This window comes from Afifella pfennigii DSM 17143 (assembly GCF_000688515.1).
In the GTDB taxonomy this organism is placed as follows: Bacteria; Pseudomonadota; Alphaproteobacteria; order Rhizobiales; family Afifellaceae; genus Afifella; species Afifella pfennigii.
In genome coordinates, this window is record NZ_JHZK01000017.1 from 37,379 (window position 1) to 50,931 (window position 13,553).

At 66.4% G+C, this 13,553-nt stretch carries 16 protein-coding genes; 7 read left to right on the top strand and 9 right to left on the bottom strand.

All coding sequences use genetic code 11. The features are described 5' to 3' along the window. Positions 1 to 56: 56 nt before the first annotated feature. A complete protein-coding gene (chrA, locus tag Q331_RS0112490) occupies positions 57 to 1,259 on the bottom strand; it encodes a chromate efflux transporter (RefSeq protein WP_026380957.1) in 1,203 nt (400 codons plus the stop codon). A 250-nt stretch (positions 1,260 to 1,509) separates the two neighbouring features. Between chrA and Q331_RS0112495 the strand changes: the two genes are divergently transcribed. Continuing rightward, positions 1,510 to 2,013, top strand: coding sequence for a cupredoxin domain-containing protein (locus Q331_RS0112495; RefSeq protein WP_026380958.1), 504 nt, complete (start codon positions 1,510 to 1,512; stop codon positions 2,011 to 2,013). A gap of 22 nt (positions 2,014 to 2,035) precedes the next feature. On the opposite strand, the gene Q331_RS0112500 is transcribed toward Q331_RS0112495, so the two are convergent. The 5 genes from Q331_RS0112500 to lgt all read right to left on the bottom strand — a co-directional run bounded on the left by Q331_RS0112500 (position 2,036) and on the right by lgt (position 6,428). Beyond that, on the bottom strand, positions 2,036 to 2,968 hold the full coding sequence (locus tag Q331_RS0112500) for a ribose-phosphate pyrophosphokinase (protein ID WP_026380959.1): 933 nt from the start codon (positions 2,966 to 2,968) through the stop codon (positions 2,036 to 2,038). Positions 2,969 to 3,082: 114 nt separating this feature from the next. After that, positions 3,083 to 3,505, bottom strand: coding sequence for a hypothetical protein (locus Q331_RS0112505; RefSeq protein WP_026380960.1), 423 nt, complete (start codon positions 3,503 to 3,505; stop codon positions 3,083 to 3,085). 167 nt (positions 3,506 to 3,672) lie between these two features. Next, positions 3,673 to 4,446: a peptidoglycan editing factor PgeF gene (pgeF, locus tag Q331_RS0112510; RefSeq protein ID WP_026380961.1), complete on the bottom strand. Its 774-nt coding sequence runs from the start codon at positions 4,444 to 4,446 to the stop codon at positions 3,673 to 3,675. A gap of 60 nt (positions 4,447 to 4,506) precedes the next feature. Beyond that, the gene (locus Q331_RS0112515) at positions 4,507 to 5,592 is read right to left on the bottom strand and encodes a class I SAM-dependent methyltransferase (protein ID WP_026380962.1); all 1,086 of its coding nucleotides are present in this window, start codon (positions 5,590 to 5,592) and stop codon (positions 4,507 to 4,509) included. Continuing rightward, on the bottom strand, positions 5,589 to 6,428 hold the full coding sequence (lgt, locus tag Q331_RS0112520) for a prolipoprotein diacylglyceryl transferase (RefSeq protein WP_026380963.1): 840 nt from the start codon (positions 6,426 to 6,428) through the stop codon (positions 5,589 to 5,591). Before lgt ends, Q331_RS0112515 begins: the two co-directional genes overlap by 4 nt. A gap of 235 nt (positions 6,429 to 6,663) precedes the next feature. On the opposite strand from lgt, the gene Q331_RS0112525 reads away from it, so the two are divergent. The 5 genes from Q331_RS0112525 (at position 6,664) to Q331_RS0112545 (ending at position 9,705) form a co-directional block, all read left to right on the top strand. Beyond that, positions 6,664 to 6,942, top strand: coding sequence for an accessory factor UbiK family protein (locus Q331_RS0112525; RefSeq protein WP_026380964.1), 279 nt, complete (start codon positions 6,664 to 6,666; stop codon positions 6,940 to 6,942). A gap of 319 nt (positions 6,943 to 7,261) precedes the next feature. Further along, the gene (locus Q331_RS0112530) at positions 7,262 to 7,762 is read left to right on the top strand and encodes a type III secretion system chaperone family protein (RefSeq protein WP_026380965.1); all 501 of its coding nucleotides are present in this window, start codon (positions 7,262 to 7,264) and stop codon (positions 7,760 to 7,762) included. A 1-nt stretch (position 7,763) separates the two neighbouring features. After that, the gene (gene proC, locus Q331_RS0112535; protein WP_026380966.1) at positions 7,764 to 8,582 is read left to right on the top strand and encodes a pyrroline-5-carboxylate reductase; all 819 of its coding nucleotides are present in this window, start codon (positions 7,764 to 7,766) and stop codon (positions 8,580 to 8,582) included. An 84-nt stretch (positions 8,583 to 8,666) separates the two neighbouring features. After that, on the top strand, positions 8,667 to 9,359 hold the full coding sequence (locus tag Q331_RS21445) for a TetR family transcriptional regulator (protein ID WP_051631117.1): 693 nt from the start codon (positions 8,667 to 8,669) through the stop codon (positions 9,357 to 9,359). Further along, positions 9,352 to 9,705 carry a tRNA-binding protein gene (locus tag Q331_RS0112545; RefSeq protein ID WP_026380967.1) on the top strand — a complete coding sequence of 118 codons (354 nt, stop codon included), beginning with the start codon at positions 9,352 to 9,354 and terminating at the stop codon, positions 9,703 to 9,705. Before Q331_RS21445 ends, Q331_RS0112545 begins: the two co-directional genes overlap by 8 nt. 14 nt (positions 9,706 to 9,719) lie before the next feature. Here Q331_RS0112545 and Q331_RS0112550 read toward each other — a convergent pair whose 3' ends face one another. From Q331_RS0112550 to Q331_RS0112560, 3 genes are all read right to left on the bottom strand, one after another. After that, complete coding sequence (locus Q331_RS0112550) at positions 9,720 to 11,021, bottom strand: ATP-binding protein (RefSeq protein WP_051631124.1); 1,302 nt, start codon at positions 11,019 to 11,021, stop codon at positions 9,720 to 9,722. 169 nt (positions 11,022 to 11,190) lie between these two features. Next, positions 11,191 to 11,907, bottom strand: coding sequence for a response regulator (locus Q331_RS0112555; protein ID WP_051631118.1), 717 nt, complete (start codon positions 11,905 to 11,907; stop codon positions 11,191 to 11,193). Further along, positions 11,904 to 12,446, bottom strand: a complete 543-nt coding sequence (locus tag Q331_RS0112560) for a MarR family winged helix-turn-helix transcriptional regulator (protein WP_026380970.1) — start codon at positions 12,444 to 12,446, stop codon at positions 11,904 to 11,906. Before Q331_RS0112560 ends, Q331_RS0112555 begins: the two co-directional genes overlap by 4 nt. A 156-nt stretch (positions 12,447 to 12,602) precedes the next feature. Between Q331_RS0112560 and Q331_RS0112565 the strand changes: the two genes are divergently transcribed. Next, the gene (locus Q331_RS0112565) at positions 12,603 to 13,511 is read left to right on the top strand and encodes a branched-chain amino acid aminotransferase (protein WP_026380971.1); all 909 of its coding nucleotides are present in this window, start codon (positions 12,603 to 12,605) and stop codon (positions 13,509 to 13,511) included. Positions 13,512 to 13,553: the final 42 nt, after the last annotated feature.

Genomic DNA, 13,553 nt, shown 5'->3' on the forward strand with positions numbered 1-13,553 from the left:
CAGCGCGTGCCGCGCCTTATAGGCGAGGCGCAAAGAAAAGGCAATCGGCGCCGCCGCTACAGAATGCCAAGGCCGGCCAGCGCTGCGGCCACGACCACGGCCCAGGCCGGGACGCGCCAGGAGAACAGCGCGATGAAGGCGGCCACCGCGACGATCAGCGCCTCGCGCGAGGTGATGCCGGCGGTGAAGACCGGATCGTAGAGTGCCGCGGCAAGGATGCCGACCACCGCGGCATTGACGCCGGCGAGCGCCTTTCGGGCTGACGCAAGGTGCTGCAAATCGTGCCAGAAGGGCAGGGCGGCGAGCACCAGGAGCGCGCCGGGCAGAAAGATCGCGACGAGCGCGATGACGGCGCCGGCAAGGCCGGCGACCGGCGTCGCCGCCAGCGCCCCGAGATAGGCGGCAAAGCTGAACAGGGGGCCTGGAACTGCCTGGGCGGCGCCGTAGCCGGCGAGAAAGGCATCGCGCTCCACAAGGCCCGTCGCCACCGTCTCCGCCTCCAGGAGCGGCAAGACGACATGGCCGCCGCCGAAGACGAGCGCGCCGGCCTGATAGAAGCGGGCGGCGAGCGAGACAGCGTCCTCGCCCTGGCGCAGGAATATCGCTGCTACCAGGAGAAGGGCGAAGAGGGCGAGAAAGACGAGCGCGCCGCGCTTGCCGAGCGGCATGGTAAGGCGCGCCTCTTTCTGCGCTGGCCGGACCGCCTCGGGCGGCACCAAGAAAAGGCCGGCCAGGGCGCCCAACAGGATGATGCCGATCTGGGTGAAGGCGGTCGGCAGGGCGAGGGCGACAATCATTGCCGCTGCCGCGATGCTGGCGCGGTTGCGGTCCGGCGTCAGGCTCTTGGCCATGCCCAGAAGCGCGTTGGCAACGACGGCGACGGCCGCCGCCTTGAGGCCGGCGATCCAGCCTGAGCCGATCGCCGGAGAGAGAAACTCGTAGGCGCCGGCGAAGGCGAAGAGAAGGACCGCCGAAGGCAGGGTGAAGGCGAGGAAGGCCGCGAGCATGCCGAGATAGCCGGCGCGCATCAGGCCGATCGCCAGGCCGACCTGGCTGGAGGCGGGGCCGGGCAGGAACTGGCAGAGCGCGATGAGATCGGCATAGGCAGCATCGCTCAGCCAACGCCGCCGCTCCACGAAGGTCTCGCGAAAATATCCCAGATGCGCGACCGGCCCACCGAAGGAAATGAGGCCGCGTATTAGAAAAATTCTAAATACCTCGAAAGCGCTTCCGCGTTGCGTTTCGTCGGCATCCGGCATCTTCGGCCTCGCGTCGCTTACCATGGTTTTCCGGGAAAACTTTTCACGAGCCTATAGGCCTATCTCGGAGATATGACAGAATTTTCAAAGTCTTATGATGTCAGTTGAAGTCCACGTAAGGACTTGAACTTTCGGTCGCGGGAACGTGGTGAATAGTGGGCGGGCGAAGAATGATGGGATGGAAGGCTGGTGTTTCTGTCGGGACGCCGGCGTCATTCTTCGCCAAGACAGAACAGAGAGGAACGACCCTATGAAGTCCATGATCGCGACCCTTACCGCAGCGACGCTGCTTTCGCTGCCTGCCCTCGCCAGTCCGATGAAGACGATGGAAGCAGGCGACGAGCATGGCATGGAGGCGGACGAGCACGCCATCAAGTCGTCGATCGGCCAGCCGTGGAGTTCCGCGCCGGATCGGCAGATCGACGTCATTTTGACCGAGAGCGATCAGGGCATGATCTTCAAGCCGGGGCAAGTGGACGTGGAGGCGGGCGAGGCGATACGCTTCGTCCTGCGCAACGAGGGTGTGCTCGACCACGAATTCGTCATCGGCACCGCCGAATCCAACACCGCCCATGCCATGGAGATGATGGACGATCCTGACATGGTGCACGAGAGCGCGAACGCCAAGCGCGTGCCGACGGGCGCCTCCGCTTCCCTGCAATGGCAGTTCACCGAGGCGGGTACCTACGAATACAGCTGCAGCATCCCCGGCCACCGCGAGGCCGGCATGGTCGGAACGATTCTCGTCAAATAGGCTGGGCAGCGGGGCCAATCCGTCAGTCGAACAGGCTGGAGACGGATTTTTCCAAGGCCGTGCGATTGATCGCCTCGCCGAGCAGCGAGGCGATGGAGACGACCCGGATGTTGTGGGCGTTGGTGACCGCCGAGGTCGGCTCGATGGAATCGGTGATGACGAGCTCCTTCAGCTGCGAGGCGGTGATGCGCGCCACCGCCCCGCCGGAGAGGACGCCGTGGGTGATGTAGGCCGTCGCTGAGGTGGCGCCCTTGGCCAAGAGCGCGTCGGCGGCGTTGCAGAGCGTGCCGCCGGAATCGACGATATCGTCGACGAGCAGGCAGTCGCGGCCTTTGACGTCGCCGATGATGTTCATCACCTCCGATTCGCCCGGCCGCTCGCGGCGCTTGTCGACGATGGCCAGCGGCGCGTCGATGCGCTTGGCGATGGCGCGCGCCCGCACCACGCCGCCAACATCGGGCGAGACGACCATGACATTGTCGAGCTCGTAATGCTCCTTGATGTCACGGGTGAAGACCGGCGCGGAGTAGAGATTGTCGGTCGGGATATCGAAGAAGCCCTGGATCTGCCCGGCATGCAGGTCGAGCGTCAGAACGCGGTCGGCGCCGGCCTCGGTGATGAGATTGGCGACGAGCTTGGCGGAGATCGGCGTGCGCGCGGCCGGTTTGCGGTCCTGCCGCGCATAGCCGAAATAGGGGAGCACCGCCGTGATGCGCCGCGCCGAGGCGCGTCGCAGCGCGTCGATGATGATCAACAGCTCCATCAGATTGTCGTTCGCCGGAAAGCTCGTCGACTGGACGGCGAAGACGTCCTCGCCGCGGACGTTCTCCTGGATCTCGACGAAGATCTCCTGGTCGGCGAAGCGCCGCACGGCGCATTTGGCCAGCTCGATATCGAGATAGGAACCGATCTGCTGCGCGAGGCTTCGGTTGGAATTGCCGGCGACGATTTTCATCGGCTCGAAGCCCCTTCACGATCAGGCTGACTTGACCTGGGCAAGCCAGGTTGCGGCGCCGCGCCTACGGGCGGCCGTGGACAGGCTTGGCGTATAGCGAACTCTGTGCGCCGATCAACCTGAAGAAAGCCATGCGGTGAGCTTGTCGAGCGTATGGGCGGAAAGCCCGGCGAGCGCCGCCCTGTCCACCACCTGCCAGGAATCCTCCGCGCGGCGGTCGATCTCCACCTTGCCGGAAATGCGATGCACGCGTTGCAGATCCGGCGACAGGACGTCCCAGACATAGACCAGAAGCGTGCCGTCCCCGTCCTCCACGGCGGAGAGATAGCCTTTCAGCGTGTAGCTCGCGCCACCCTCCTTGAAGGGCGTCAGGCGGATATTGCGGGAAGTGGCGTCGCTGGCGACGACGAGCGCCAATTCGTCGGCCACCTTCTGGGGCGGGCCGCTGAGCGGGGCGAAGGCGATGCGCGTATCGCCCGGGACGACGCTGGCCGGCTCGCCAGGCCCGCCAGAGCTGCCGCCGGTGCCGGATTGCATGGTGGGCGCGCAGGCTGCGAGCGCCAGGGCTAGGAACGCGGCGGCTTTGGAGGGAGGGAAACGCATGGCGGGCTGGGGCTTTGTGGAGAAACGCCTCTTACCGGTAGGGGCCGACGAAATCCACCGTGCCATCCATGCGCTGAGACGGCCCCTGCTGCCCGCTCGGCTCAGACCAGCGTGATGGCGGAAAGCAGCCTGCCGTAATCGGTCTCGCCGCGATGCGTGGCGCGGCGGTAGGAGAAGAACTTCGCCTCCTCGCGATAGGTGCAGATGCCAAGATCGGCGACCGTGCCCGTGCCGGCCGCCACAAGGCGCTGGCGGATGTAAGCGGGAAGGTCGAACATCGCATGGCCCTGGCGCGTCGCAGGCTGGAAGAAGCGTTGATTCTCCGGCGCCTGATCGCAAAACCGCGCCGCGAATTCCGCGCCGACCTCGTAGCTTGCCGCCGAAATCGTCGGGCCGAGGACGGCGATGATCCGCTCGCGCCGTGCCCCCAAAGCCTCCATGGCCGAAAGCGTTGCCTCCAGAACGCCGGTGAGCGCACCCTTCCAGCCGGCATGGGCGGCGCCGATCACTCCGGCTTGCGGATCGGCGAAAAGCACCGGCCCGCAATCGGCCGTGCCGACACCGATGACGATGCCCGGCCGGTCGGTGACGAGGGCGTCGCCGCGCGGGCCTTTGCCTGGCGCCCACACGTCGCGGACGGCAAAGGCGTCGGCGCTGTGCACCTGATGCGGCGTGGCGAGGGCCTCGGCGGCGGCGCCCAGATGCCGGCAGGCGCGGGCGCGGTTCTCCAGCACCGCATCGCGCGCATCGGCTGAGCCGAGCCCGGTGTTGAGGCTGCCGTAGATGCCGCCCGAGACGCCGCCTTCGCGGGTGAAGAAGGCGTGGCGAACGGGGCCGAGATGAAGCGCCTCGGCCTGGAGCGGATCAACGGCCATGAGAGCTTGTAGAGGGCGCAAGATGCATGGCGTCAAGTCCTCCTGGCGCGGCCTGCCGGCTCAGACGTCATCGAAGGGCGGTGGCGCCGCGCCGGGGCGCGTCAAAGCCAGCACCTTGAAGAGCGTGCCCATCTCCTCCGGCGCGGCGAGGCGAACCACGTCGGCGCGCAGGCTCTCCTGATCGGCTTGGTTGCGCCCGGCGCCGAGCTGTCCGGCGCGCTCGGCAAGGCCGAGGCGAAGCAGGAACTCACCCTGGAACATCGGCCCGTGCGCGGCGGCCCCGGCGGCCTCGGCGGCCTCGGCGAGGGCGGCGAAATCGACATGCGCGGTCAGATCCATCTCGCCCGGCGCTTGCAGCGGGTCGGCGAATTGATGCCGACGGACGGCCTGCAGCGTGTCGCCGAAGCCGGGCTCGGCATGGCCGTAATCGACGAAAAGTGCCGCCCCGCCGGCTTCGGCGATGCGCGCTGCGATCTCGCCGGCGATCGCGGCCGCCGCCGGTCGCTCCTCGAAGACGTCGCCATGCGCGGCGCCCTGCGGCGCGCGCTCCGGCCGGCCGGGGCCGAGGCCGAAGGCGAATTCGCCCTTTGCGTTGATGCCGATCACCCGTTCCGCCCAGTCGCCGTCGCAGAAGACGAACTGGCGCATTGGCAGGGCGTCGAAAAACTCGTTCGCCACCAGGAAGGTCGGCCCGCCGGGAACGGTGTCAATGTTCTCGTGCCAGTCCTTCGGTCCGGCGAAATCGGCGAGCGCCGCCCTCTGTGCCTTGCGCAGCGTCTGGCTGCTTTCCACCAGATGCACCGAGATGGCGGCGGCGAAGTGCGGATCGAGCCTCGCCACGCGCAGAATGTCGGCCATCAGCGTGCCGCGGCCCGGGCCGAGCTCCACCAGGTTGACGGCCTCCGCCGCGCCTTCCGCGCGCCACCGTTCGATCAGCCAGGCGCCGATGATCTCGCCGAACATCTGGCTCACCTCCGGGGCGGTGATGAAGTCTCCGCCGGCGCCGATCGGTGCGCCGCTGCGATAATAGCCCGCCGCCTCGTCGGCCAGGCAATGCGCCATCCAGGCGGCGATGCTCATCGGGCCGTTGGCGCCGATGAGTTGTTTCAGCCTGGCCTCCAGGCGGCTCGTCTCTGCCACCGTCACGTCCGCGGCTCCGCTTGTTGGGACCGGCGGGAGAGAGCGTAGAAGACGGCGCCAAGGCCGATGAGAATCATAGGAATGGACAGAATCATACCCATCGTCAGGAAGGAGGCGATGAAGCCGAGCTGCGGGTCTGGCTGGCGGAAGAATTCGACGAATATGCGGAAGGCTCCGTAGAGCGCCAGAAAAGTGCCGCCGGTGAGCCCGGGAAAGCGCAGGCTGCGCAAGGCATGCGTCATCAGCCTTAGGATGAGAAACATGAAAAGCCCCTCCAGCGCCGCCTCGTAGAGCTGGCTCGGATGGCGCGGTAGCTCGCCGCCATGCGGGAACACCATCGCCCAGGGCACGTCGGAGACGCGCCCATAAAGCTCGCCGTTGATGAAGTTGGCGAGACGGCCGAAGAAAAGGCCGAAAGGCACGGCCGCGGCGATGACGTCGAAGAGCGACAGGACGCTGAAGCCGCGCCGCCAGGCGAAGAGGATCATCGCCACGACGATGCCGAGAAGGCCGCCATGGAAGGCCATGCCGCCTTCCCACAGCCGCAGGAACGCCATCGGGTCGCTGAGATAATGGTCCGGCTCGTAGAAGATGGCATAGCCGAGTCGCCCGCCGAGGATGATGCCGAGCGTGCCCCAAAGGATGAAATCGTCGAGGTCGTTTCGCGTCAGCGCCGGCTTTTCGCCCGCCCACAGGCGCCGATTGTCGAGCAGGCGGCGCGCATACCACCAGCCGATCAGGATGCCGACGAAATAGGCGAGCCCATACCAGCGAATCTCCACCGGTCCGACGGCGAGGGCGACCGGATCGATCTGCGGGAAGGGCAGGACGAGTAGATTCATGCAGGATACCGGCCGATCGTTGGGCAAGTGGGGCGCGCGGAGCCTTGCTCTGAAAGAGAAGGTGGGTCAACCGTGTCGCCTTTAAGGCCGCGACGGAGGCTGCGCTTGCGAGCCGGCGGTCGACGCATATATCAGTTGGGCGAGGACGTGGATGCGGAGCGAGTTTGCCCCACGGCCTGGAACGCCAAGCCGGACGGCCTCGCCGATGCTGCCGGTCCTACCGGAAGGAACCACCATGACGCAGACCAACAATCGCCTGATGGACGAGTTTGCCAAGCTGATGACGGATGCTGCGGGCGTCGCGCAGGGCATGCGCCGCGAGGTGGAGACGGCGATGCGCTCGCAGCTTGAGCGCTTCATGTCGGAGCTCGACATGGTGCAGCGCGAAGAGTTCGAGATCGTCCGCGACATGGCGCTGAAGGCGCGCGCCGAGAACGAGGCTCTGGAGCGGCGCGTTGCGGCTCTGGAAGCGCGCGTGTCGGCGGACGAGGATCGGCCCGTCGTTGCCGACTGAAGCCGGCCGCCATCGCTGAACTGGCGCGAAAAGGCGCATCCCGCGGCAGCCTGCGCCTTAGGTTATTGTCGGCCGCGCATGCTGGCGGCGTGCCGAGCGTCCCGCGCCGCCGGGCGAGAGCCGTGGAAAACCCGGCTCGGCCCTTTCTCGGCCTTTTGCCGCGACGCTCCTATTATATATTTGGAATCGAAAGAGATTCGCTTCGTCATTAAATCGACACGCGTGTTCTCAAGGCTAACCTCGTAAAGGAGCTGCCGATTCTTGTAAGTTCTTTATCGCCGCAACCGCCTTGCCACCCCACAAGACGCGAGGGCCCTTCATGAGCCTACTCGACTTTCAGACCGCAGCGGCGGCAGATCTCGTCGATCTGGTAGAACAGATTGCCAGCAGCCATGACTGGAGCTTCGATCGCTCCGGTGAGGACGAGATCACCGTCTCCATCGTCGGTAGCTTCTGCGACTACAATATCTCCATTTCCTGGATGGAGGAGCTGGAAGCCTTGCATCTGGCGGCGGCCTTCGATTTCCGCGTCACGGAGCGGCGCAAGCCGGAGATCATGCGTCTCCTGGCTCTCGTCAACGAGCAGCTCTGGATCGGCCATTTCGACCTTTGGCAGGCCGAAGGGGTGATCATGTATCGCAGCGCCCTGCTCCTCTCGGAGGGAGCGGAGGTCAACACGGCGCAGCTCGAAGGCCTGCTCGTGGCCGCTCTGGAGGCCTGCGAGCGTTACTACCAAGCCTTCCAATTCGTCATCTGGGCCGGCAAGTCGCCGGAGGAAGCGCTCGGCCAGGTCCTGTTTGAGACGCTCGGCGAGGCGTGACGTGAGCCTGGGCGGTCTCGGCCCTCTTCTCCTGGTCGGGGCGGGGCGGATGGGCGGCGCCATGCTGGATGCCTGGCTCGCCGCCGGTCTTGCGGGCGAGAGCGCCGTCATTCTCGATCCCGGTTTGCCGGAGGCGCGCCGCGCCGAGCTGGCCGCGCAGGGCGCGCGCTTCATCGACAAGGCATCCGATTCTCACGGGGTGCCGCGCGTTGCGGTCCTCGCCGTCAAGCCGCAGCAGATGGATATCGTCCTGCCGGAGCTGGCCGCCTTTGCGCCGGCCTGTCTCTTCGTCTCGGTGGCCGCCGGCATCCGGCTGGACCGACTTGAAAATGGCCTCGGCGAGGCGTCCCGCATCGTGCGCGTCATGCCCAACACGCCGAGCCAGGTGGGTGCCGGCATGGCCGTGGCGGTGCCCAATCGGCGCGCCACGGCGGAGGATCGCGATCTCGTCGATCAATTGCTGTTACCCACTGGCGAGATCGCCTGGGCGGAGGATGAGGGGCTGATGGATGCCGTCACCGCGGTTTCTGGCTCCGGCCCGGCCTATGTGTTTCACCTCGTCGAGGCGATGGCCGATGCCGGCGAGGCCGCCGGGCTGCCGGCCGAAATGGCGATGCGCCTCGCCCGCCAGACGGTGATTGGCGGCGGGGCGCTGCTCGCCGGCTCGTCGCTCGCCGCCGGCAAGCTGCGCGAGAACGTCACCTCGCCGGGTGGCACGACCGAGGCGGCTCTCAAGGTCTTGATGGCCGAGGACGGCCTTGGCGATCTCATGCGCCGGGCGGTTGCCGCCGCAAAGCGCCGCTCCGAGGAGCTCGGCTGAGCGCAAGACCGCGCAATGCGGCATTTTCGCACGTCTTGTCGCCGGCTGGCGCTTCCTATCTAAGTTGCGGGAAGGAGCTTCGACATGGCCACAGCCAAGACCCGCGAAAAGATTGTCAACGCCGCTCTGACGCTTGCCGCCGAGCGCGACTGGGAGCGCGTCTCCCTCTCCGACATCGCCGAGCAGGCTGGCGTCACGCTGACCCAGCTGCGCGAGGCCTATGACGGCCGCATCGACATTCTTGCCGATTTCATGCGCCGCACCGATCGCACCGTGCTGTCCGGTATCGATCCGGAGATGGCGGAGGAAAGCCTGCGCGAGCGCCTTTTCGATATCCTCTTCGCGCGCCTGGAGGCACTTGAGCCGCACAAGGGCGCGATCGCCGGTCTCGGCCGCGCGGCGCGCCGCGATCCGCTCTTTGCCGCCGAGCTCAATCGCCTTCTCGTCACCTCCATGGCCTGGATGCTCAACGCCGCCGGCATCAACGCCTCCGGTCCGGCCGGTTTGGTGCGGGCGCAGGGCCTTGCCTTCATCTTCGCGCGGGTGCTGCGTACCTGGCTGAAGGACGACGATCCGGGCCATGCCCGCACTATGGCCGCGCTCGACAAGGAGCTGCGCGCCGGCGAGAGGACGGTGATGCGCATCGACCGGCTGGCGAGCCTTCTGCCGGGCTGGGGACCGAGCCGCCATAGCGGCCGCGGCGGGCGCGGGGCGAACTCTCCGCCTCGGCCCGAAGGCGGGCCGCGCCCGGCCGGGGTTTATGGCCCCAATGACTGAGGGGCCGGCACCGATCATCTCCTTTGACGATTTCCTGAAGGTCGATATCCGCGTCGGCCGCATCGTCGAGGCTGCGCCCTTTCCCGAGGCGCGCAAGCCGGCCCTGCGGCTGGTCATCGATTTCGGCGAGGAGATCGGCCGCAAGAAGTCGTCGGCGCAGATTACCAAGCATTACGAGCCGCAGGCGCTGATCGGCCGGCAGGTCCTTGCCGTCGTGAATTTCCCGCCCCGCCAGATCGGCCCGATGATGTCGGAGGTCCTGACCCTCGGCGTGCCCGACGGCGAAAACGAGGTCGTCATGCTGAAGCCCGATCTCGATGTGCCGCTGGGAGGCCGGCTCTTCTGAGGCCCTGATGCGGCTTACGCCGGGATCGTCACGATGGCCCTGAGGCCGCCGAGCGGGCTGTCGGCCAGCTCGATATCGCCGCCATGGCCGCGGGCGATGTCGCGGGCGATCGCCAGACCGAGCCCCGTGCCGGCGACATCGACGTTGCGCGCATGGTCCAGGCGGAAGAAGGGCCGAAACACGGCCTCCTTGTCCTCGTCGCGGATGCCCGGCCCGTCGTCGTCGATGGTCACCTCCAGGATGCCGTCATAGTGGCGGGCGGAAAGCTCCACATAGTCGGCGTATTTGGCGGCGTTGGTGAGAAGGTTGGACAGGCAGCGGGCAAACGCCATCGGGCGCACGTGGATTTCCGGCTCGCCGAGAAAGCGCACGGCCACCTTGTCGCCGTTGCGGCGCGTCTTGTCGGCGAGCGAATCCAGCAGCTCCGGCAGTTCCACGGCCTCCGTCTCCTCACTGCTGTCGCCGCGGGCGAAGGCGAGATAATCCTCCAGCATGGAGCTCATTTCGGCGATATCGGCCTGCATGGCGCGCGTCTCGTCGCTTTCCGGCAGCAGCGCCAGTTCCAGACGGAAGCGGGTGAGAATGGTCCGAAGGTCGTGGCTGACGCCCGACAGCATGGTCGTGCGCTGCTGGATCTGCCGCTCGATGCGCTCGCGCATGTCCAGGAAGGCCTGGCTCGCCTGGCGCACCTCTCGGGCCCCGCGCGGCTTGAAGTCCTCCACCGGCCGTCCCTTGCCTAGACTGTCGGCGGCATGAGCGAGGGCCACGATGGGGCGGATCTGGTTGCGCAGGAAGAGCAGCGCGATCGCCAGAAGGATGAGGGCGCTGCCCACCATCCAGACGAGGAAGATGTGCGAATTGGAAGCGTAGGCGCGCCGGCGCGGGGCGAAGGCGCGCAAGGTGACCTCGTCCAGTTTGATGCGGATTTCCACGAGATCGGAATTGCCCACCGTATCGATCCAGAACGGGCGGCGGATATAGCCGGTGATCTTCTCCGACAGGGTGCGGTCGAGCAGCGAGAAGAACGGCTTGGGCGCTGGCGGGGGCAGGGGCCCGGCCGGCAGGATGGAGACCGTGAGACCGAAGGTGTCGGCGGCGAGCCGCGTGACGTCGGCGTAATTCTCCTCGTGCGGGTAGCGCTCGATAATGGCGACGAGCGCGGCGATATCAGCCGCCAGCGCCGCCGAGAGCCGCTCCGTCACCAGCGCCCAGTGCCGTTCCATGAAGACATAGGCGACGATCGCCTGCAGGATGACGATGGGGGTGACGACAATGAGGATGGAGCGGGCGTAAAGCCCCTTGGGCAGGCTGCGCATCAGCCGCTCGCTGAGCCCGAAAAACGGGCGGATGCGCTTCAAGCGGCGGCGCGCCCGCCGCACCGCCGGATGCGAGGCATAGGCGCCAAGTCTGGCGGCCCAGTCCCGCACGGGCGCGAAAACGGCGGCCAGCCGGTGATGACGCTTCGGCTCCGCCATGGCGTTGCGGTCAGTCGACCAGAAGTCGATAGCCGATGCCTCTCACCGTCTGCAGATGGATCGGATTGGAAGGGTCGGCTTCGATCTTGCGTCTCAGCCGGTTGACCTGCACATCGACGGTGCGCTCGCCACTGGCATCGGAAGTCGAAAGAAGCTCGTGTCGCGGCACCGTCTCGCCGGGGCGTTGGGCGAAGGCAAGGAGCATCTCGCGCTCGCGGTCGGTCAGGCGTACCGGCTCGTTGCCGCGCCGCAGCTCCTTGCGGTGAAAGTGGAAGGTGAACGGGCCGAAGCGGACGAATTCCACCTCGCGCACCGTGGCAGAGACGCCGCGCTTCAGGATGTTGCTGATGCGAAGCAGGAGCTCGCGCGGCTCGAACGGCTTGGCGAGATAATCGTCGGCGCCGAGCTCCAGGCCGCGCACGCGGCTTTCCGCTTCCGAACGCGCCGTCAGCATCAGGATGGGCACGTCGTCGCTCTTGCGCAGGCTGGCGACGAGATCCATGCCGTTCTCGCCCGGCATCATCACATCGACGATGAGAAGGTCGAAGGACATGCCCGCCAGATGCCGGCGCGCTTCCTCCGCGGAGGCGGCGACGGTGACCCGGTAGCCGCCGTTCTGCAGAAAGCGCGAAAGCAGCGAGCGGATGCGGCTGTCGTCGTCGATGACCAGGAGGTGGGCGGCATCGTCGGGCAATTCCGTCGGCTCCACCTCAGCGGCAAGGTTCATGGCCTCGGCCTTTCATTCTCGTAGACCCGATCGGCGACGTCCTGGCGCTCGCTCTCGTTGACCATGGCGAGCAGGAAATCGGCCACCTGCCGGTGCGCCTCGGGGCTGAGACCGGCCAATGCTGCGCGGATTCGGCGAGATTGTGGCTCGCGCAGGCGCGCCGCCAGCTCGGCGCCTTTGCAGGTGGCGAACAGCAGCCGCTCGCGCCGATCCATGGCGCCGGGCTTCTGGACGATGAAGCCGCCATCGATGAGCTGCTTCAAGACGCGCCCAAGGCTTTGCTTGGTGATCTTCAGGATGTCGAGGAGATCGGCGACGCGCATGCCCGGATGGCGGTCGACGAAATGCAAGACGCGGTGATGGGCGCGCCCGAAGCCGAAATCGGCCAGAATCTGATCCGGGTCGGAGATGAAGTCGCGATAGGCGAAGAAGAGAAGCTCGATGATATCGTCCCCCGCGCCATGGGACAGGTCGGGCCCGTCGGCGGGCTCTCGCCCTGCGGCAATGCGGCTGCGCGGATGGGAGATTATGTCAGCCATATTGACATATTTTTCGCCGGTAGTTACGCAGGATGCTCAGTTCGGGTATGGTCGATGCACACGGCCAAGAGCTCTTCCGACGAGCTTTCCGTTGCCGCCAGACCTTACAATATGCGCTGCCGAAAGCAATCGGAGCGCGACGGGCAGGAGAATAAGATGGCAGGCGTTCCCTTCGATCAGATGACCGGCAAGATCTGGTTCAACGGCGAGTTCGTCGACTGGGCCGATGCGAAGGTGCACGTACTGACCCATGGCCTGCATTATGGCAGCTCGGTCTTCGAGGGCGAGCGCGCCTATGGCGGCGTCATCTTCAAAAGCCGCGAACATACCGAGCGCCTGCACGAATCCGCCAGGGTGCTGGATTTCAAGCTGCCCTATTCGGTCGACGAGATCGAGGAGGCCAAGCGCCAGGTGCTTCAGATCAACGGCTTCACCGACGCCTATCTCCGCCCGGTCGCCTGGCGCGGCAGCGAGATGATGGGCGTCTCGGCGCAGAAGAACAAGATCAACGTCGCCGTCGCCGCCTGGCAATGGCCCTCCTATTTCGATCCTGAGGAGCGGCTGAAGGGCATTCGCCTCGACATCGCCGCCTACCGCCGGCCGGACCCGGCGACGGCGCCGGTGAAGTCCAAGGCGGCCGGCCTTTACATGATCTGCACCATCTCCAAGCACGCCGCCGAGGCCAAGGGCTATGCCGATGCGATGATGCTGGACTGGCAGGGCCGGGTGGCCGAATGCACGGGCGCCAATATCTTCTTCGTCAAGGACGGCGTCATCCACACGCCGATCGCCGATTGTTTCCTGGACGGCATCACCCGGCGCACGGCGATCGAATTGGCCCGTGCCCGCGGCTGGGAAGTGGTGGAGCGGCGCATCATGCCGGACGAGCTGGAAGGCTTTTCGGAATGCTTCATCACCGGCACGGCGGCCGAGGTGACGCCTGTCTCCGAGATTGGCCCCTATCGTTTCACGCCGGGCGAGATCTGCGAGACGATGTTAAAGGATTACCTCGTTGCCGTCATGCCGGCGAGCGAGGTGCCTGAAAAGCTGGTCGCCGCCGGCTGAGGCGCGGCTTTCGATGAGACAACAGGGAAGGGCGCCGCGGCG